Below are 20,055 nucleotides of genomic sequence, written 5' to 3' on the forward strand. Positions count from 1 at the left end.
TTAAAAATATTATTGTTGTGGCGTAAATCCCAATAACCATGACACAAATACAACGAACAAGGCTGCAACTTATTGGGTGTCCGGTATATACTAGTTATTAATAACCTTAATCACGACTCAATTAAATCTTAAAAGGCATGAGCATGACTCAGGACGAATTAAAAAAAGCGGTAGGTTGGGCAGCACTTGATTACGTAAAACCGGGCACTATCGTTGGTGTTGGAACGGGTTCAACGGCTTCACACTTCATTGATGCATTAGCAACAATGAAAGGTCAAATAGAAGGCGCAGTATCAAGTTCAGAAGCATCAACTCAAAAATTAAAATCATTGGGTATTACGGTATTTGATTGTAATGAAGTCGATTCATTAGATGTTTATGTTGATGGCGCTGATGAGGTTGACCACCACATGAATATGATCAAAGGCGGTGGTGCCGCTTTAACACGTGAAAAAATTGTTTCTGCGATTGCAAAAACCTTTGTCTGTATCGTTGACGAATCTAAATTAGTTGATGTGTTGGGTAAATTCCCACTGCCTGTTGAAGTGATCCCAATGGCACGTAGCTATGTGGCACGTGAATTGGTTAAACTGGGTGGCACGCCAGAGTACCGTCAAAATGTAATTACAGATAACGGTAATGTCATTTTAGATGTCCATAATTTAAATATTGTTGACCCTGTGGCACTCGAAAATACCATTAACGGAATTGCGGGGGTCGTGACTGTTGGGTTGTTCGCGAATCGTGGGGCTGACGTCGTTTTGATGGGAACTGCAAACGAAGGTGTTAAAACCATCAAGTTATAATCTATATCGTATTCAATTATTCTATTAAGCCAGTGGCATTATACCCGCTGGCTTTTTTGTTTTACTGATATTTTGCAATTAGTTTATGAACAGATAGACGCTAAATTAATTAACCAGTTTTATAAATATCATCAATTTGAAATTTATTTTATTTTTTTTAATATCGAGCTATTTTGGTGATATATCTCACACAAATAGGCATTGTGCAGGAAAAATCCTTATTTTGTGTTACCGCCCCTGATTTTCTACCATTTAACTTCTTTTTCTTCGCGCTTTTTAGTACCCATTAAGCAAACGGTTGTATTGCTACTGCGCTATTTTTTGCTATGTTGGTATACGCTCATAGCTCAAGGTAGATAGATGTCATCTCTCTTGAGCTATGTTAGGCAAACACATATGTTCATCTGTTATAAATCTTAAGTACGTTCACGATAGGGTAGGGAAATGGTTAAAGTATCTTTGCAAAAAGACAAAATTAAATTTTTACTGCTAGAAGGTGTGCACCAAAGTGCGGTTGATAACTTAAAAGCCGCGGGCTACACCAATATTGAATATCACAAAAGTGCGTTATCCGACGAAGAATTAAAAGAAGCGATTAAAGATGCACGTTTTGTAGGTATCCGTTCCCGTACTCATCTTACTGAAGAAATTTTCGCTGCAGCAGAAAAACTCGTTGCAGTAGGTTGCTTTTGTATCGGCACCAATCAAGTTGATTTAGATGCCGCTGCAAAGCGCGGTATTCCTGTTTTTAACGCACCATTTTCGAATACACGTTCTGTTGCAGAAATGGTATTAGGCCAGTTATTACTTTTACTGCGTCGCATTCCTGAAGCCAATATGCAAGCACACCGTGGTATTTGGGAAAAACAAGCTAAAGGCTGTTTTGAAGCACGTGGTAAGCGTCTTGGTATTGTTGGATATGGTCACATCGGTACTCAGCTAGGGATCTTAGCTGAAGGTATCGGTATGAATGTTTTCTTTTATGATATTGAAAACAAACTACCTTTAGGTAACGCAACACAAGTTCGTTCTTTAACTGAACTGCTGAATATGAGCGATGTTGTTAGCTTACATGTACCTGAAACACCAAGTACGAAAAATATGTTTGCTAAAGAACAATTTGATCGTATGAAACCTGGTTCTATTTTCATTAACGCATCACGCGGAACGGTGGTTGATATTCCTTCACTGGCTGAAGCGTTAGAAAGCAAGCATTTATCCGGTGCAGCGGTGGATGTCTTCCCAAGCGAGCCTGCTGCAAATAATGACCCTAATGACCCATTTATCTCTGAATTAATTAAGTTCGACAATGTGATTTTAACCCCGCATATTGGGGGCTCGACTGAAGAAGCTCAAGAAAATATTGGGCTGGAAGTGGCAAGTAAGTTGGCGAAATACTCAGATAATGGTTCAACCTTATCTGCGGTTAATTTCCCTGAAGTTTCTCTGCCAGTGCATACTGAGGATACAAACCGTTTCTTGCATATTCATGAAAACCGCCCAGGTATTTTGAATAGCATCAACCAAGTATTCACGGAAAATAACATTAACGTTGTCGGCCAGTATTTACGTACATCAGGTAACGTAGGTTATGTGGTTATTGACGTATTAATGCAAACGCCAAACCAAACAGATGAAGCGCTTCAGAAATTAAAAGACTTGCCAGGCACCATCCGTGCGCGTTTATTGTTCTAAACTACGCTAAAAATTGAGTGAAATAATGGCGCGGATATTTATGACCAGCGCCATATTTTTTGCGGCGTAATAATTTCGGGTAAAGGAATATCCCAGTGTGCGATAGGGAGCTTTTCTACTTGCTGGCAATTATGGGCAAGGCCAATTGGATAAAAACCGGTTTGTTGCCAATTTGCTAGAGTTCTATCATAGAACCCACCTCCCATACCTAACCGTTGCCCTTGAGTATCAAATGCCACTAATGGGATAAGCATGATATCCAGTTTTTCGAGTGGTAACACATCTCTGACATCAAGTGGTGGCTCATCAATATGAAATCGGTTTTTAACAAGTTGGCTATCTGGACGATAGTGAAGAAACAGCAAATGGTGACGACTAAAAGGATGTAAAACAGGAAGGTACACTTGCTTACCTTGAGCCCAAAGTGCATGAATAAGCGGCTTTGTGTTAATTTCCCCATCAAAAGAAAGAAACAGAGCAATATTATTGGCTTGTACAATTTTCGGGTGGTGTAATGCGTTATGCATGACTTGCTCAGCGGCACTTTGTTGTTGTTCAAGGCTTAGTTGGCGGCGTGCCTGACGGATAGTTTGACGTACCAGCTGGCGTTGTGTCGAGAGAGAATCTTGCATGTGATAACCTGTTATAAATACGATAAAAACAGTTAATCCAGTAATTATATTACTTAGAGTATATCGTAAGATGAACGGCTATGTAGAAAACAAATGAAAAATAAGCAGAAACTTAATTGAGGGTCTCCAAGATGCCGTTGTAGGCTGTAACCCTTGAACCCTTGGTTCAAGGTGAACGCAGTTTAGCAACCTTTAGGCTTCCTGAGCGAATCAGGCATGCTCACCAGCGCCATAACCACATTCTATTTAGTTGAAATATCGGCTCAGGGGACTCGCCCACTCACGCGCATCTCAGAGAAATTTGGTTTGAGAACTTATCGTTACTCAGTGATTTCATTGTACGAAACTAGATTTAAAATGCAACCTTAATTTTGTATATTTTTTTCTACTAGTGTCTGATTAATAAGCAGATTTACTCTAGGGGCAATACCTGCCTCTCAGTAATTTTCACCTGATCGTGCAACGCTTGTTCAATTGTGTGCTGCAACATTTTTATTTTCTCTTCCATATTATAAGCATAATCACGCGTTTTTGTCTTTTCTTGTGCTAATTCGTGACAGACGTTCAATGCTACGATAAAAATAAGCTGTTCCATATTGGTGACACCGCTTCTATCTTTCAGATTTTGCAAGCGTTGTTCTAATTCTTTAGCCGACTCAAGAAGGGCTTCTTTTTGTTCTGATGGGCAGTTGACTCGCATTGAGCGCCCGAAAATCTGGATGTCGACAGGTTGTGCGGACATGATACCTCCATACTGAATAATACTCGCCGTAAATACATCATATTTGGCGCAATTAATAGATAAGACAAAAGCATACTGGTCTAGCGGCTACCCTTGATGGTAGCATATCACGAATCATAAGCTAACATGACGAATTCAGATGTCTATACAAAAATCTTTACCAAACTATGAATCACTGGACAAACTCCTGCAACAGCACTCAATCGCACTTACTGCTGCGGAAATCCATGGTCTAATAACCGGGTTGATCTGCGGTGGGGGCCGTGACCATAGCTGGCAAACGTTAGTCCATGACCTTGCTAACGACGGTTTAGCTTTCCCTCAAACTGTTGCACAGCCACTGCGAGAACTTTTTGATACCACATTTGAAGCACTTGATGACAGCGAGTTTGCATTTGCCATGCTATTCCCTGACGAAGACGCTTCTGTTTTTGACCATGCTGATGCACTGGCTGGTTGGGTTAATCACTTTTTATTAGGGCTTGGAGTTACACAACCGAAATTGGCTGATAAAAAAGAGATAAGCGAAGTTATCACCGATTTACGCAATATTGGTATGCTTGGTTATGATGAAGACGAAGACCAAGAAGAACTTGAGCAAGCGCTAGAAGAAGTGATTGAGTATGTCAGGGTGGCGGTACAATTATGTTACATTGCATTGATTGAGCCAACTAAAGGCCCGACGGCAGTGGAAAATGATAAGCCCGTTCTTCATTAATTTCTATTAATGTGCGTTTTCAAAGCCACTTAACTTTGTCGATGAATAATTTATTACTGATAAAATTAAGTGCTTGAAAACGGGATGTATCCTATTTTAAGTCATTTCGCCAGTGTATGTTGTATGTGATTGGTTAAACACAAGCAATATATTCAGCAATCTAATTATTCTGATAATAAGGCAAAAATGGTATGAATAAACAGGAATTTATTTCTCGTCGCAATGCATTATTGGCTCAAATGCAATCAGGCAGTGCAGCAATTATTTTTTCAGCGCCTCCTGCGCAGCGTAATGCGGATTGCGAATACCCGTACCGTCAACACAGTGATTTCCTTTATTTGACGGGGTTTAGTGAGCCTGAAGCTGTATTAGTCCTGATTAAGAGCGATGAAAAACATAGCCATACTGTTCTTTTTAACCGTGTTCGTGATTTAACTGCTGAGATTTGGTTTGGTCGTCGCCTTGGGCAAGATGCTGCTCCTGAGAAGTTAGGTATTGATAAAGCGTTACCTTTCAATGAAATAGAAGAGCAGCTTTATCAATTATTAAATGGCCTCGACGTGGTTTATCATGCTCAGGGTGAGTTTGCCTATGCCGATAAATTGCTATTTGATGCCTTAGATATTTTACGTAAAGGCAGCCGTCGTAACTTACGAGCACCACAAACATTGGTAGATTGGCGGCCGATTGTCCATGAAATGCGCTTATTTAAGTCGGAAGAAGAAATTAACGCCCTGCGTATGGCTGGGCGAATTTCTGCTCTAGCACACGTCAGAGCCATGGAAACTTGCCGACCTAATATGTATGAATATCAACTTTGTGGTGAGTTAGAGCACGAATTTACTCGCCATGGTGCACGTTTTCCTTCGTACAACTCCATTGTGGGCAGTGGTGAAAATGCCTGTATTTTGCATTACACCGAAAATGAGAGCCTAATGAAGGATGGCGAATTAGTCTTAATTGATGCGGGTGCAGAGTTTGAAGGTTATGCAGGGGATATCACACGTACTTTCCCAGTTAATGGTAAATTTAGCCAAGCACAACGTGAAATTTACGATATCGTCCTCAAAGCATTAAATACCGCGTTAGAGCTATATCGTCCGGGAACCAGCATCCATGAGGTGACTCGTGAAATTGTTCGTATCAAAACTGAAGGCCTCGTTGCACTTGGAATTTTACAAGGCGATGTGGATCAATTGATCGAAAACAAAGCATATCAGCCATTCTTTATGCATGGTTTAAGTCATTGGTTAGGGTTAGATGTACATGACGTAGGTTTTTACGGTACAGACCGGGATCGTGTGCTTGAAGTTGGAATGGTATTAACTGTCGAGCCTGGTTTGTATATTGCTCCAGATGCCGATGTGCCACCGCAATATCGCGGAATTGGTGTACGTATCGAAGATGATATTGTGATCACCGAAAACGGAAATGAAAACTTAACAGACTTAGTCGTGAAAGACCCTGATGAAATTGAAGCCCTAATGGCAGCAGCAACGCACAATTTAGGGTAGATGTCAGTCATCATAGAAAGGTAATAAACAACGCATGAATGTGATCATCGTGGGGGGCGGTATGGCGGGTGCAACATTAGCACTGGCGATATCATCCCTTAGCCAAGGAAAATTATCGGTTTCATTAATCGAGGCAGCTTTGCCAGATGGTAAACATCCCGGGTTCGACGCACGTGCGATTGCGTTAGCCCACGGTACTTGCCAATCGTTAGCAAAAATAGGTGTCTGGCCTGCTTTAGCAGATTGTGTGACCCCCATTAATCACGTCCATGTGTCTGATAGAGGCCATGCTGGTTTTGTAAACATTGCTGCCGATGATTATCATATCGACGCTCTAGGCAATGTCATTGAATTGCACGAAGCTGGCGCCCGCCTGTTTTCGTTGTTACGTAAAGCCCCTGGAGTTACCCTTTATTGCCCTGCAAAAGTAGAAAATGTTCATCGTGAACAAGATATCGTTACGGTCACCTTGGATAATGGCGATAAGGTAACCGGGGAATTACTGATTGCTGCGGATGGTAGCCATTCCGCGATAGGTAAAGCCTGCCATATGCAATGGCAACAGGATGACTATGGGCAAGTGGCTATTATCGCGAATGTGAAAACCGCCATTGACCCGCAGGGCCAAGCTTTTGAACGTTTTACTGAATTTGGCCCATTAGCACTATTGCCGATGTCACAAGGCCGTAGTTCATTGGTTTGGTGTCATCAACAAGAGCAAGCAGACACCATCAGGGCTTGGGATGATGCGACATTTATGGATAAATTACAGCAAGCGTTTGGCTGGCGGTTAGGTGAAATCGTCATGGCAGGTAAGCGCCATTGCTATCCACTGGTATTGCGTAAAGCACTTAACCCAGTCAGTCATCGAGTTGTGTTAGTTGGAAATGCCGCTCAGACTTTGCATCCTATTGCGGGGCAAGGTTTTAATTTAGGTATCCGTGATGTGATGCAATTGGCTCACATGGTGGTAAATGCAGACGCGAAGGGGCAAGATATTGGACGTTATTCACTCCTAAGCCAATACCAGCAAGCTCGGGCGTTAGATAGAGACAAAACGGTTACGATAACCGACGGTTTGGTTCGTTTATTTGAGAATCGCTGTTTACCGCTTATTGTCGGGCGTAACTTAGGTTTAATGGCAATGGAAATGTTACCGCCAGCTCGTGATGTTTTGGCTCGCCAAACATTGGGTTGGGTTGCACACCAATAACCACGAAATAAAGAGGAATAAAGAATATGCAATCATTTGATGTGGTTATCGCCGGTGGTGGTATGGTTGGGTTAGCACTCGCTTGTGGACTTGAAGGGAGTGGGCTACGTGTTGCGGTAATTGAGAATCATCCACCTAAGCTGCCATTTAGTGTAGCAGAGCCGCACGCATTAAGGGTATCAGCTATTAATGCGGCAAGTGAAAAGTTACTGTCCCATTTAGGTGTTTGGTCAACGATTAAAGGAATGCGAGCTTCTGCATATAATGGCATGGAAGTTTGGGATAACGACAGTTTTGGGCGTATTACTTTTACCGCTCAAGAGCGCAACTTAACGCATTTAGGGCATATTGTTGAAAATAAAGTCGTACGTGATGCACTATGGCAAAAGGCGTCGCAGCTTCGCGATGTGACATTATTAGCACCCGCAACGATTAAAAAAGTAGTGTGGGGAGAAAATGATGTTTTTATTACGTTAGATGATGAAAACATGTTAACAGCACGGTTAATTGTGGGGGCTGACGGGGCAAACTCGTGGTTGCGTAGTCATGCGGATATTCCATTAACCTTTTGGGATTATGAACATACCGCGTTAGTTGCTACGGTCCGAACTGAAAAACCTCACGAAGGTGTTGCTCGCCAAGCTTTTGATGGTGAAGGTATTTTGGCGTTTTTACCATTAAGTGACCCGCATCTTTGCTCGATTGTCTGGTCTCAGCCTGCCACCGAAGCAGCAAGGCGCCAGTCTTTAGAACCTACTGATTTTAATAAAGAATTGGCAGTTGCATTTGATATTCGTCTTGGTCTTTGCCAAGTGGAAAGTGATCGATTAACTATTCCATTAACTGGACGCTATGCAAGGCAATTTGCGGCGCAACGTTTAGCGTTGTTAGGGGATGCAGCTCATACCATCCATCCATTAGCGGGCCAAGGGGTTAACCTTGGTTTTATGGATGTCGCTATGCTGATTGGTGAAATTAAACGTTTGCACCGTGAAGGCAAAGACTTTGGTCAATATTTATACTTGCGTGACTATGAGCGTAGCCGTAAGCACAGTGCAGCGTTGATGTTAGCTGGTATGCAAGGCTTCCGTGAATTATTCGATGGTAATAACCCTGCGAAGAAGTTGCTGCGTGATATTGGGCTAGTGCTAGCGGATAGCTTACCGGGGGTTAAACCGCAATTATTGAACCATGCGATGGGGCTATTTGATATGCCTAAGTGGCTGGAACAACTCCAAGTTGAAGACGCTCTCTAAATTCCTTTCTGTAAAGGCACAATTGATAAATATTGTGCCTTTTCTTTATTTATCTCAATACACATAGGGTCACCACTGATTTCTGTATAAGAAATAATCCTAATGACCTCGTTTTAATATGAGTAGTAGAGCTCTTCTTTTATTTCCTGACTGAAAAAAACTAATTACATTCATTTTTCGCATTAGTTTTATTTATATTGCTGTGGTGGGTTTTATTTATCAAGGTATCATTCAAATTCTAGTTTTGGTGATATTTTGCACCATTAGACTCTAAATGTAAGGGTTTTGAGTGATCATTCTCAATTATTTAACAAAAATCGCTGGCAAAATCAGAGCGCAATCAGTAATACAGAGGAATGGTAGCCCTATTTTTTTTTATAGAATAGAACCGCAAACAGTGGTAGGTTTTTAAAAAGTTATCGTTTGCGTCGGGTTAAAATTATCACGTGATTTTGTTGCAGATGGGTAATTTTCACCACGCAATCACCCTGTCATATTAATAATGTAAAGAGGGTATTCATGGTAAAGCAAACAACACTATATGATGAACATATAGCCTGCGGTGCAAAAATGGTCGATTTTCATGGTTGGATGATGCCGTTGCATTATGGTTCACAGATCAATGAACATAATTTTGTCAGAACCGAAGCAGGGATGTTTGATGTTTCCCATATGACTATTGTTGATTTACACGGCGAAGGCTGTCGTGATTTTCTGCGTTATCTTCTCGCCAACGATATCAATAAACTTACAGAGCAAGGTAAAGCCTTATATACAGGTATGCTGAATGCTTCTGGTGGTGTTATTGATGACCTGATTGTGTATTACCTCGCTGATGACTTTTATCGTCTCGTCGTCAACTCAGCAACACGTGATAAAGACCTCGCTTGGATTGAGCAGCATGCTAAAGGCTATGCGGTTGAAATTCGTGTTCGCGATGATTTAGCACTATTGGCTGTTCAAGGGCCACAAGCGCCAGAAAAAGTTCATTCATTACTCAGTGTGGAACAAAACAGTGCTATTGAAGGAATGAAACCATTTTATGGTGTTCAAGCAGGGGATTTGTTCATCGCAACCACTGGGTATACTGGTGAAAAAGGTTATGAAATTGCCCTGCCTAAAGAGCAGGTCGTTGAATTTTGGCATAAACTGCTTAAGTCTGGAGTTCACCCTGCGGGCTTAGGGGCACGTGATACCTTACGCCTTGAAGCCGGTATGAACCTATATGGACAAGATATGGATGAAAGCATTTCTCCCCTTGCCGCGAATATGGGCTGGACGATCGCTTGGAAACCTGAAGATCGTCAATTTATTGGCCGTGAAGCATTGGAAAAATTACGCGAACAAGGTACTGAAAAACTTGTCGGTATTGTGATGCGTGAAAAAGGTATACTGCGTGCGGGGCAAGTTGTCCGCTTTACTGATGAACTTGGGAAACTACAAGAAGGGGTGATAACCAGTGGCTCTTTCTCGCCAACCCTTGGCTTTAGTATTGCGTTAGCGCGTGTCCCGAACGGAATTCAAGGCAAAGCAATTGTTGAAATCAGACAAAGAGAGATGCCAGTTGAAGTCGTTAAACCGGGCTTTGTCCGTGAAGGAAAATGCTTAGTGTAATTTGGGCGAATCTAATTAATAAATTTAAAAATTGAGAGGCTAATGATGAGCAATACACCTAAAGAATTAATGTACACCCGTGAACATGAGTGGCTGCGCGATGAAGGTAATGGTGAGTTTACGGTTGGTATCACCGAACATGCACAAGAAACGTTAGGTGACATGGTGTTTGTTGATTTACCCGAAGTAGGTACTGTGGTAAGTGCAGGTGATGACGTTGCAGTCGTCGAGTCAGTTAAAGCGGCATCCGATATTTACGCTCCTCTGAGTGGCGAAATTGTGGCGGTTAATGGCGAACTGAATGATGCGCCAGAACTTGTGAACGAACAGCCATACCAAGAAGGCTGGATTTTCCGCATTAAAGCATCCGATACCGCAGAGCTGGCGGATTTAATTGATGCGGCGGGTTATACCTCTATGATCGAAGCCGAAGAATAAAATCCTAGTCATATTTCTTCTTGTGGCGGCGTTGGCTTCGCTCATTCGCCCTAGTCACATACTGATGTATGCTCCTAGGGTCTTATTCGTTTGCCGCCTAGCCACAAGATGAACTATTTATAGGATTTATTAATACGCTTGTTTTATGGGTGGATGCACTCAACAACTCGGGTCACATACTTGTGTATGTCCCCCAAGATTGTCTACGTTTGCCGCCTAGCCACAACGCAACCTATTTAGAATAAACACTTTTTAGTGATAGCCATAAGATGAGCTATTTAGAGGATTGATAAAATATAATTAGTAAGAAACAAGAAACAAGAAACAAGAAACAAGCAGCAATATCATTGATTTTAAGCGTTATCTCGCAAGTTCCGTAATAACCGCCCTACAACTTATGCATAGCAGACAAAGGATGGGAACACAGATATGTCGATGTCACTGAGTCAATTAGAAAACCGTTCAGAATTCATTTCGCGCCACATTGGTTCATCAGAACAACAATTAAAAACCATGTTAGACACCGTGGGTGCAACGTCATTAGATGCTTTGATGGACAAAATTGTCCCTAAAGCCATTTTGCTTGCAGAGCCACCAAGAGTGGGTGGGGGAGCAACTGAGCAAGAAGCCTTAGCTGAATTAAAAGCGATAGCGTCACTCAATAAGCGCTACAAAAGCTACATTGGTATGGGGTATGCGCCTGCAGTGCTTCCACCGGTTATTTTGCGTAATTTATTAGAAAACCCGGGTTGGTATACCGCTTATACGCCATACCAACCGGAGGTGTCACAAGGTCGTTTAGAATCATTATTGAATTTTCAACAGGTAACTATCGACCTTACTGGTTTAGACCTTGCCTCTGCGTCGTTATTAGATGAAGCCACTGCTGCGGCTGAAGCTATGGCAATGGCAAAACGGATCAGCAAACTGAAAGATGCGGAACGCTTTTTTGTAGCAGATGATGTTCATCCGCAAACGCTAGATGTCGTTCGCACGCGTGCGGGTACTTTTGGTTTTGAAGTGATTGTGGATAGCGCAGAGAAAGCATTGGAACACGAAGGTGTTTTTGGTGTGTTACTTCAGCAGGTTGGCTCGACAGGTAATGTCCATGACTACAGCGCGCTCTTTGCTCAGCTAAAAGAGCGTAAAATTGTCAGCTGTGTTGCTGCAGATATGATGGCACTAGTATTACTGACCGCACCGGGTAAGCAAGGGGCGGATATTGTCTTCGGTTCAGCGCAACGTTTTGGTGTTCCCATGGGTTATGGTGGACCTCATGCGGCATTTTTTGCGTGTCGTGACGAATTTAAACGGGCAATGCCGGGACGTATTATCGGTGTGTCTCGTGATGCGGCAGGTAATACTGCACTACGTATGGCGATGCAAACCCGTGAGCAGCATATTCGCCGTGAAAAAGCGAACTCGAATATTTGTACATCCCAAGTGCTGTTAGCCAATATTGCAGCCATGTATGCGGTTTATCATGGACCAAAAGGGCTGAAAATAATTGCAGAGCGCATTCATCGCTTTAGCTCTATTTTTGCCAAGGCATTAGCAGATGCAGGTTTCGTATCACGCCATAAAACTTGGTTTGATACACTTTGCATTGAAGTCGCAGACAAAACAGCAGTGCTAGCGCGTGCTGAAAAAGCCAAAGTGAATTTACGCACTGACATTCGTGGTGCAGTCGGTGTGACTTTTAGTGAAATCACGACCCGCCAAGATTTAAATGAATTGTTTGCAGTGATCACCGGTGTCGAAACTAAGCTGGATTTTGAAAAACTAGATCAGTCAGTTTCCGCGACAGAACAAGCAATTCCAAACACGATGAGACGTGATGATGAAATTTTAGTACATCCCAACTTTCATCGTTACCACAGTGAAACCGAAATGATGCGCTACATGCATAGCTTAGAGCGTAAAGATTTAGCATTAAACCAAGCTATGATCCCACTCGGTTCTTGTACCATGAAGCTTAATGCGGCTGCGGAAATGATCCCAATTACCTGGCCTGAATTTGGCGAGCTACATCCGTTTTGTCCACCTGAGCAGGCGCAAGGTTATCATCAAATGATAGAACAGCTTTCTCATTGGTTAGTACAATTGACCGGTTATGATGCGGTTTGTATGCAACCTAACTCAGGGGCTCAAGGTGAATATGCAGGTTTATTAGCTATTCGTCGTTACCATGAAAGTCGCAATGAAGGGGAGAGAAATATTTGTTTGATCCCAGCTTCTGCTCACGGTACTAATCCAGCTTCTGCGCATATGGCAGGTATGGAAGTGGTGGTAGTGCGTTGTGATGATGAAGGTAATATCGACTTAACTGATTTACGTGAAAAAGCCCAGCAACATAGCGAAGCTCTTTCTTGTGTGATGGTAACTTACCCATCAACCCACGGGGTATATGAAGAAAGTATTCGTGAAGTGTGTGAAATTATTCACCAATATGGCGGCCAAGTATACCTTGATGGCGCAAATATGAATGCTCAGGTTGGGTTAACAACTCCAGGCTTTATTGGTGCGGATGTTTCTCACCTAAATTTACATAAAACATTCTGTATTCCTCATGGCGGTGGTGGCCCAGGTATGGGGCCTATTGGTGTGAAAAAGCACTTAGCACCGTTCGTACCGGGGCATTCTGTGGTTGAGCAAGAAATGTTAACTGACCAAGGTGCGGTATCAGCCGCCCCATTTGGTAGTGCATCAATTTTGCCAATTAGCTGGATGTATATTCGTATGATGGGCTCTTATGGCTTACGTAAAGCCAGCCAAGTTGCCATTTTAAATGCTAACTATATTGCTAAGCGTCTTTCTGGTCGTTATGACATTTTATATACAGGGCAAGAAGGCTATGTGGCTCATGAGTGTATTGTCGATTTACGTCCGATTAAAAAAGACACGGGTATCAGTGAACTGGATATTGCTAAGCGTTTGATTGATTATGGTTTCCATGCACCAACCATGTCTTTCCCTGTGGCGGGAACATTAATGATTGAGCCGACAGAGTCTGAAAGTATTACGGAAATTGATCGGTTCATTGATGCTATGTTAGCTATCCGTGATGAAATTGACCAAGTAGTGAAAGGCCAATGGACGTTAGAAGATAACCCATTAGTGAATTCGCCTCATGTGCAAACAGAGTTAGCAGGGGAGTGGCCTCATAGTTATAGCCGTGAGCTTGCCGTATTCCCTACTGAACAAACGAAAGCGAATAAATATTGGCCTGCGGTAAAACGCCTTGATGATGTGTATGGGGACCGTCACCTACACTGTTCGTGCGTACCGATTGAAGATTATATGTAGGAATAAATCACACCTTTCATTAAATAGTGTGAATTAAATATGTTTTAGGCTTGATTTCGATAGTTTACTGAAATCAAGCCTTTATTTATGGATATTTCTAACCTAAATATTGTGAAATCCCCGTATAATTTTTACCTTGGTATAGCTTTTCCACTTCACCTGTTTCCATAACGACTTGGTAAACCCCCCCATTAAGGTCGGCGACATACATCAGTTTTGCTGATTTATCATATGTCAGCCCAATTGCTTCTTTAAAACCACGGCTTATTACCTTGTAATGGCTTAATCCATCAGCAGTAATATTGGCACAATTTAAGCTATTACCATCGGGCTCAGCGCCTCTATCTGTCCAATATAAAATATGGGTCTCTTCATCAAGCAATAAATCAATAGGTTCGGGTAGGTCTTGAAGGAGCAATTGAATATCGTTTCGTTGATTGGCTGATTGTTGGGTTTTAGGCGTTAATGGCACCCTAAAGATACGACCTAAATTACCTTTAGGGGTTCCTTTTTGAGTCCAGTAGAGCCAATTATTTGCGACATCAACAGTAATGCCAACACATTGGTCTAAGATATCTACTTTATTGTGTTTATCTCGGGGTCTTGCTACATGGACGAATAAATTAGAACCATCGATATTACACGATGAAACCATACCTCCTTCACGGTCACACCAATATAATCGTTGATTCACTAAATCAAGATGTAATTGTTTTGGCGTTCTTATTTTTCCATTGCCTAATAGCATTTTTCTGCCAGTGCCATCAAAATTCATCACATTGATGGAACCATCGTCAGCCTCATAATCATCCCCCATATTGCTCCAATAAATTAATCGATTAGCAGGGTCAATAGCAATGCCGTCAGGGGTTCCACCGAGTTCTTCGATAATTGGGATTGTTTGACGAGTTGATTTATTGAATTGAACTATAGCGGGTGAATGGACATCTAGTAGTAAAAGGTAAGGATTTGAATATTCATTGAATTTTTGCATTTTAAACCTCACAGGCAAATGTTCAATGATAAAGATAGGAGTGATATTAATAATTAGCAAGTTATTAATATTGGTATTTCTATATAAGTCGAGATTAATAATTATTAAAAAATATAAAGTGGTTTATTATTTAAATTAAAATAATGAATTAGTGAAAGGTATATCTTACTATGGGCAATACATATTAGATTAGATGAGTGTAAAACGTTAAATGAAGCGGCTTTTCAGCCGCTTTGGGCGACAATTACAGCAACCAGCCTTTTTGCTGAGCTAGCTCCAATTGTAATTTAAGTTGTTGATAAAATTCAGGTAGGATCTGTTGAATATAATCACATTTACTGAGAACTTGTTCCAGACGAATGTGGTTTTCGACCCAGCTTTGCCCTTGATTGTGCAGGTTCATCAGCATTGGCATTGCTCGGTCAATGGCATTCGCATACACAGATTCCGGGGTTTCTAATGCATCATATTCATTCCATAAAGCTAGCAATGTTTCATTTTGCGGGCTAGGCAGTAAGTTAAAAATACGCTTAGCCGCTTTAACTTCTTCTTCATGAATAGCATCACGAGCGGCATTATCAAATACCAATACATCACCTGCGTCAATTTCAACAATGTCATGCACAAGGGCAAGTTTTATCGCATGTTCGATATTAACGCCTTGTACATAGGGTGCAAAACTCATGGCTGCAACCGCAAATTGCCAACTGTGTTCTGCTGTATTTTCTTGGCGTTCACGGTTCAATAACTTATTTTTACGATAAACACTTTTGAGTTTATCTAATTCCATCAAAAATTGGACGACTTCGGTAAAAGCCCCAAAATTAACCACCTCTACGGGCTTGCTACCTAATGCAGATGACATAAAAACTCCAATTAATTCTCTTCTAATGAATAAGGTAATGGTGCGATAGTTAGATGACTTTGCTCATCACCCATAACGCGGAAAACGCTATCGGCTTCCATATCGTTATTCATAATGACTTGTACATAGATTTCGCCACTACCTAAGCGAATTGCCGCTAGCACGGTTCCTGTACGGCGCCATTTATCACCAAGCTGCCATTCCACACCTTCACCAATAGCAGGAATGGTAGTGCCTGTGCCTTTTAAGGTATACATCGCACGTTTATTTGCACCGCGGAATTTTGCACGGGCAACCATTTCTTGACCGGTATAACAGCCTTTTTTAAAGCTAATACCATGAGGTAGGGCTTGTAAATTGGTTGCTTGAGGTAAATGTTGAGCACTGTTTTGTTGATCGATAACTGCAAACCCAGCTTCGATATCAAGGGCTAGCCATTGTTCATCATTGACCTGAATAGCACTCAAGGTTTGAGCCATTTTTTGTGCCGTTTCTTCGCTTGTGATCACCAGAAAACGCTCTGTGGGTAATGCAAAATGCAATATGGTAGAAGCGCCGTCAGTAACCACTTGGTTTTGGTCGTCTGGTAATGTAGTAAAGAGTGTTGCCAGCGCTTCTCTAGCGCCTTTACCCGCGACCCCGATTAATTTTAGGTCCGGCTTCTTTTCAAAAGTGACTTTCGAGAAAACAGCATATTTTTTCAGTTCAGCGAGCTGTGAATCGGCAACGCTAGTTCTTAATAGATAGGAATAGCCATCTAAGTGATGGAATAAGCGGAGGTCACTCCACATCTTACCTTTGGGATCACAGTGTGCTGTTAATGCGTGTGATTGTGTGAGTGTGGCAATATCCGCGGTCACTTGACCTTGCAGGTATTTTTCTGCGTCGGCGCCGTGAAGGTGAATAAGTTCCCAGTTTTCCAGTGAAATCAAAACGAGTGGTAAAGACTGAGATCCGAGAGGAAATTGCTGTGTACTATCAATGTGGTTAGTCATGATTTCACCTATTGTTCTTTGATAGATAAGGGTGCCTAATGGTAAAATAGCTAGATAACATTGCAAGTAGTTATTATGATGAACCTGTATTATCTAATAGTTTTTCATCAGCTGTTTGTAGAAAAACGGTATTTTACTACTAAAATTACAACTATGTAGTCTATAACATGTTTTCTTGGCGGATAATCTGTTAGAGTATGGAAAATAATCAATCTAATCAGTTAACTGCAAAAAAGGCCGTAGTAGAATGGATATTGAGAATAAAGCGCGAATTCATTGGGCATGCCGCCGTGGTATGCGTGAATTAGATATTTCAATCATGCCGTTTTTTGAGTATGAATATGATAACCTGACAACCCAAGATAAGCAGGTATTTGTTCGATTATTAGAATGTGCGGACCCTGACTTATTCAACTGGTTAATGAATCATGGCCGCCCAGATGATGACGAACTTTTTCGTATGATTAAACTGATTCAGGAAAAAAATAAAAATCGTGGTCCTGTGGAAATCTAATCTCTCCATCTCATGGAAAACTCAATTGTTCTCAACCTGTGTTCATGGGGTCATTGGGATGTTTTTGCTTCTGACTCCATGGTCTCCTGGTAACTCAATGATATGGCTGCCGCTACTAGTGGTTGTCGTTGCAAGTTGGGCAAAGAGTCAGAAAAATATCAGTAAAATAAAAGGGGTTGCTGTACTGGTTAATGGCAATAAGCTTCAGTGGAAGAAAAACGAGTGGCGAATACTGAAAGCACCTTGGCTTACTCGTTACGGTATATTGCTGACATTAGAAGCGTTACAAGGCAAACCGCAAAAGATCCATTTATGGGTAGCTAAAGACGCACTTTCGGAGGAAAATTGGCGTAATTTAAACCAGTTATTGCTGCAATACCCTGATATCTAGGCAACCAAGATCAACCGAATTGGTGGCCTAAATACCGCTAGGTGCCGCTCACTTTGGGTTATCGATGAGCAAGCAAACATCAGTTTGTATTATAATAGAGCTTCAATTTCCTGAAAAATCTGTACACACCATTGTGCGATGCGTTCATCGGTTTGTTCAAACTGGTGAACTTCATCTAATGCAAGCCCCACAAACATATCACCGGTTTCATTGAGTGGTTTAGGGCTATCAAAGGTATAGCCTTCGGTCGGCCAGAAGCCAACGAATTTAGCACCAGTTGGTTTTAGTTGATGGTAGAGCATGCCAAGGGCATCAAGAAACCACTCGCCATAATCTATTTGGTCACCAAGACCATACATCGCAATGATTTTATTTGCGAGGTTAAGATTGGGAAGCGCTTCCCAAATTTCAAGCCAATCTTCTTGTATTTCACCAAAATCCCACGTAGGTATTCCCAAAATAAGAACATCATACTGTTCCATTTCTGCCGGCGGTGTATCGTTAACGTTATGCAGTGTGACGAAATCATCGCCGAGAATATCACGTATTTTTTCTGCAACCATTTCGGTATAACAGGTACTAGAACCGTAAAAAAGACCTATTTTCATATATATTATTACTATGTCCAGCTATGGTTTTCATCACAAGAGATGTATTGTAACAGAAGCCGGCACATTCAGGCATAATAGAATCGTGTGGTATTATCGAAAGGAAGTAGATCTGTCGTGGAAACAAAACAACTTAATCCATTAATTGAACAATTTCTTGATACAATCTGGCTTGAACAAGATCTTGCTGAAAATACATTAGCTTCTTATCGTAATGATCTTCAATTATTGGATAAATGGCTTGATGCTCACCAGTTGCATTTAGAAAATGTTCAATCCATTGACTTACAATCTTTTTTTGCTGAACGCATTGATTGTGGATATAAAGCAACCAGTTCAGCACGTTTATTAAGTGCGATGCGTCGGTTATTTCAATATTTGTATCGGGAAAAAATTCGCCTGGATGACCCCTCCGCGGTCATTGCTGCACCCAAAATTCCGCAGCGTTTACCCAAAGATTTAAGTGAAAAACAAGTTGAAGATTTATTAAACGCCCCTGCTACCGAAGATGCTTTAGAGCTACGTGATAAAGCCATGTTAGAAGTGTTATATGCCTGTGGTTTGCGTGTATCTGAATTAATCGGTTTAACGTTCTCAGATATAAGTTTGCGGCAGGGAGTTATTCGTGTTGTCGGTAAAGGCGATAAAGAAAGATTGATTCCCTTGGGGGAAGAGGCAATATATTGGCTAGAGAAATACATTGATGAAGGTCGCCCTGATTTATTAAATGGCAAAACGAGCGATATTCTATTCCCAAGTAAACGTGGCACGAAAATGACTCGGCAAACGTTTTGGCACCGAATAAAATATTATGCCGTACTTGCTCATATTGACAGTGAGCTACTCTCACCGCATGTTCTAAGACACGCTTTTGCCACCCATTTACTCAACCATGGGGCCGATTTACGCGTGGTACAAATGTTGTTAGGTCATAGCGATCTATCAACCACACAAATTTATACTCATGTTGCGACTGAGCGGTTACGAGTATTGCATGAGCAGCATCATCCAAGGGGGTGATGCATGATTAAAGGACTATCTATGAAACGCAAATTGTTATTATTGGCTGCCGCATGTATTGCGTCGTTTACTTCCACAGTCTATGGGGCAACGGAAGAAAAAGTTATCCGTGATACATTGGAAAAATACAATATGGTTGTTGAGGTGATTAAACCTTCACCCATTGTTGGGCTGAATGTGGTTGAAACATCAACCGGCGTTGTATACATCACAGATGACGGCAAGTATTTATTGCAAGGGCCAATTTATGATATGAGCGGTAAAAACCCGGTTAATATCAGTAACCAGCCGTTATTGAAAAAAGTAGAGGCGCTAAAAGATGAAATGATTATCTTTAAAGCTCCCCAAGAAAAGTATGTTGTGACCGTTTTTACCGATATTAGCTGTGGTTATTGTAAGAAATTACATGAGTCTGTTGATGAATTAAACCGCCAAGGTGTCACAGTGCGTTATCTGGCTTATCCACGCCAAGGCGCAGATAGTGACGTAGGGAAAAAAATGGCGTCTATCTGGTGTAATGGCCTACAACAAAAGGCACTAACTCAAGCGTTTAAAGGTGAGGACGTTGCGATCATTGATGACTGCAAAATTGACCTAAGTAAGCATATGAGTGTGGGTAATTTATTCAAAGTGACGGGAACCCCAGCAATCATCCTACCTGATGGGCAAATGCTACCTGGTTATATGAAACCGGATGCCCTTGTTCAATTACTCAACCAAAAATAGTTAATTAT

Annotated in this window: 19 protein-coding genes and 1 other RNA gene; 13 read left to right on the top strand and 7 right to left on the bottom strand. The window is 41.6% G+C overall.

The genetic code is table 11. The annotated features are described in order from the left end of the window. Nucleotides 1–143: 143 nt before the first annotated feature. Nucleotides 144–806 (top strand): ribose-5-phosphate isomerase RpiA, encoded by a 663-nt coding sequence (gene rpiA, locus PSE72_RS08000; RefSeq protein WP_004913074.1) that lies wholly within the window; start codon nt 144–146, stop codon nt 804–806. Nucleotides 807–1,250: 444 nt separating this feature from the next. After that, on the top strand, nt 1,251–2,501 hold the full coding sequence (gene serA, locus PSE72_RS08005; RefSeq protein WP_004913072.1) for a phosphoglycerate dehydrogenase: 1,251 nt from the start codon (nt 1,251–1,253) through the stop codon (nt 2,499–2,501). A gap of 38 nt (nt 2,502–2,539) precedes the next feature. On the opposite strand, the gene PSE72_RS08010 is transcribed toward serA, so the two are convergent. From PSE72_RS08010 to zapA, 3 genes are all read right to left on the bottom strand, one after another. Further along, on the bottom strand, nt 2,540–3,133 hold the full coding sequence (locus PSE72_RS08010; RefSeq protein ID WP_004913070.1) for a 5-formyltetrahydrofolate cyclo-ligase: 594 nt from the start codon (nt 3,131–3,133) through the stop codon (nt 2,540–2,542). A 119-nt stretch (nt 3,134–3,252) separates the two neighbouring features. Then, nucleotides 3,253–3,434: non-coding RNA, 6S RNA (gene ssrS, locus PSE72_RS08015), on the bottom strand. Nucleotides 3,435–3,545: 111 nt separating this feature from the next. Further along, nucleotides 3,546–3,875, bottom strand: coding sequence for a cell division protein ZapA (gene zapA / locus PSE72_RS08020; protein WP_004913067.1), 330 nt, complete (start codon nt 3,873–3,875; stop codon nt 3,546–3,548). Between the two features lie 139 nt (nt 3,876–4,014). Between zapA and PSE72_RS08025 the strand changes: the two genes are divergently transcribed. From PSE72_RS08025 to gcvP, 7 genes are all read left to right on the top strand, one after another. Then, nucleotides 4,015–4,593, top strand: coding sequence for a YecA/YgfB family protein (locus PSE72_RS08025; RefSeq protein ID WP_004913063.1), 579 nt, complete (start codon nt 4,015–4,017; stop codon nt 4,591–4,593). Nucleotides 4,594–4,784: 191 nt separating this feature from the next. After that, a complete protein-coding gene (gene pepP / locus PSE72_RS08030) occupies nt 4,785–6,107 on the top strand; it encodes a Xaa-Pro aminopeptidase (RefSeq protein WP_004913061.1) in 1,323 nt (440 codons plus the stop codon). Nucleotides 6,108–6,141: 34 nt separating this feature from the next. Beyond that, nucleotides 6,142–7,320 (top strand): 2-octaprenyl-6-methoxyphenyl hydroxylase, encoded by a 1,179-nt coding sequence (gene ubiH, locus PSE72_RS08035; RefSeq protein ID WP_115166889.1) that lies wholly within the window; start codon nt 6,142–6,144, stop codon nt 7,318–7,320. A 26-nt stretch (nt 7,321–7,346) separates the two neighbouring features. Then, complete coding sequence (ubiI, locus tag PSE72_RS08040) at nt 7,347–8,576, top strand: FAD-dependent 2-octaprenylphenol hydroxylase (protein WP_115166890.1); 1,230 nt, start codon at nt 7,347–7,349, stop codon at nt 8,574–8,576. A gap of 519 nt (nt 8,577–9,095) precedes the next feature. Continuing rightward, nucleotides 9,096–10,190 (top strand): glycine cleavage system aminomethyltransferase GcvT, encoded by a 1,095-nt coding sequence (gcvT, locus tag PSE72_RS08045; protein ID WP_217007917.1) that lies wholly within the window; start codon nt 9,096–9,098, stop codon nt 10,188–10,190. A gap of 45 nt (nt 10,191–10,235) precedes the next feature. After that, nucleotides 10,236–10,628, top strand: a complete 393-nt coding sequence (gcvH, locus tag PSE72_RS08050; RefSeq protein WP_109912918.1) for a glycine cleavage system protein GcvH — start codon at nt 10,236–10,238, stop codon at nt 10,626–10,628. A gap of 429 nt (nt 10,629–11,057) precedes the next feature. Then, a complete protein-coding gene (gene gcvP / locus PSE72_RS08055; RefSeq protein WP_115166891.1) occupies nt 11,058–13,934 on the top strand; it encodes an aminomethyl-transferring glycine dehydrogenase in 2,877 nt (958 codons plus the stop codon). A gap of 97 nt (nt 13,935–14,031) precedes the next feature. Here gcvP and PSE72_RS08060 read toward each other — a convergent pair whose 3' ends face one another. The 3 genes from PSE72_RS08060 to ygfZ all read right to left on the bottom strand — a co-directional run bounded on the left by PSE72_RS08060 (nt 14,032) and on the right by ygfZ (nt 16,788). Then, nucleotides 14,032–14,928, bottom strand: coding sequence for a YncE family protein (locus PSE72_RS08060; RefSeq protein ID WP_198641448.1), 897 nt, complete (start codon nt 14,926–14,928; stop codon nt 14,032–14,034). Between the two features lie 244 nt (nt 14,929–15,172). After that, entirely contained in the window at nt 15,173–15,793 is a 621-nt protein-coding gene (locus PSE72_RS08065) for an HD domain-containing protein (RefSeq protein ID WP_109912916.1), read from the bottom strand. An 11-nt stretch (nt 15,794–15,804) separates the two neighbouring features. Continuing rightward, nucleotides 15,805–16,788: a tRNA-modifying protein YgfZ gene (ygfZ, locus tag PSE72_RS08070; RefSeq protein WP_004913041.1), complete on the bottom strand. Its 984-nt coding sequence runs from the start codon at nt 16,786–16,788 to the stop codon at nt 15,805–15,807. 247 nt (nt 16,789–17,035) lie between these two features. Between ygfZ and sdhE the strand changes: the two genes are divergently transcribed. Both sdhE and PSE72_RS08080 read left to right on the top strand, forming a co-directional pair. Continuing rightward, nucleotides 17,036–17,302: an FAD assembly factor SdhE gene (sdhE, locus tag PSE72_RS08075; protein WP_004913039.1), complete on the top strand. Its 267-nt coding sequence runs from the start codon at nt 17,036–17,038 to the stop codon at nt 17,300–17,302. Further along, nucleotides 17,283–17,693, top strand: a complete 411-nt coding sequence (locus PSE72_RS08080; RefSeq protein WP_042851636.1) for a protein YgfX — start codon at nt 17,283–17,285, stop codon at nt 17,691–17,693. Before sdhE ends, PSE72_RS08080 begins: the two co-directional genes overlap by 20 nt. Before the next feature lie 89 nt (nt 17,694–17,782). On the opposite strand, the gene fldB is transcribed toward PSE72_RS08080, so the two are convergent. Then, the gene (gene fldB / locus PSE72_RS08085; RefSeq protein WP_004913034.1) at nt 17,783–18,301 is read right to left on the bottom strand and encodes a flavodoxin FldB; all 519 of its coding nucleotides are present in this window, start codon (nt 18,299–18,301) and stop codon (nt 17,783–17,785) included. Between the two features lie 117 nt (nt 18,302–18,418). Here fldB and xerD point away from each other — a divergent pair, with 117 nt between their 5' ends. Together xerD and dsbC are read left to right on the top strand one after the other, a co-directional pair. Next, nucleotides 18,419–19,321: a site-specific tyrosine recombinase XerD gene (xerD, locus tag PSE72_RS08090; protein WP_109912915.1), complete on the top strand. Its 903-nt coding sequence runs from the start codon at nt 18,419–18,421 to the stop codon at nt 19,319–19,321. A 21-nt stretch (nt 19,322–19,342) separates the two neighbouring features. Next, nucleotides 19,343–20,047 (top strand): bifunctional protein-disulfide isomerase/oxidoreductase DsbC, encoded by a 705-nt coding sequence (gene dsbC, locus PSE72_RS08095; protein ID WP_109912946.1) that lies wholly within the window; start codon nt 19,343–19,345, stop codon nt 20,045–20,047. The last annotated feature ends 8 nt before the right edge of the window (nt 20,048–20,055 follow it).

It is taken from the genome of Providencia sp. PROV116, from assembly GCF_028482485.1.
Taxonomy (GTDB): Bacteria; Pseudomonadota; Gammaproteobacteria; order Enterobacterales; family Enterobacteriaceae; genus Providencia; species Providencia rettgeri.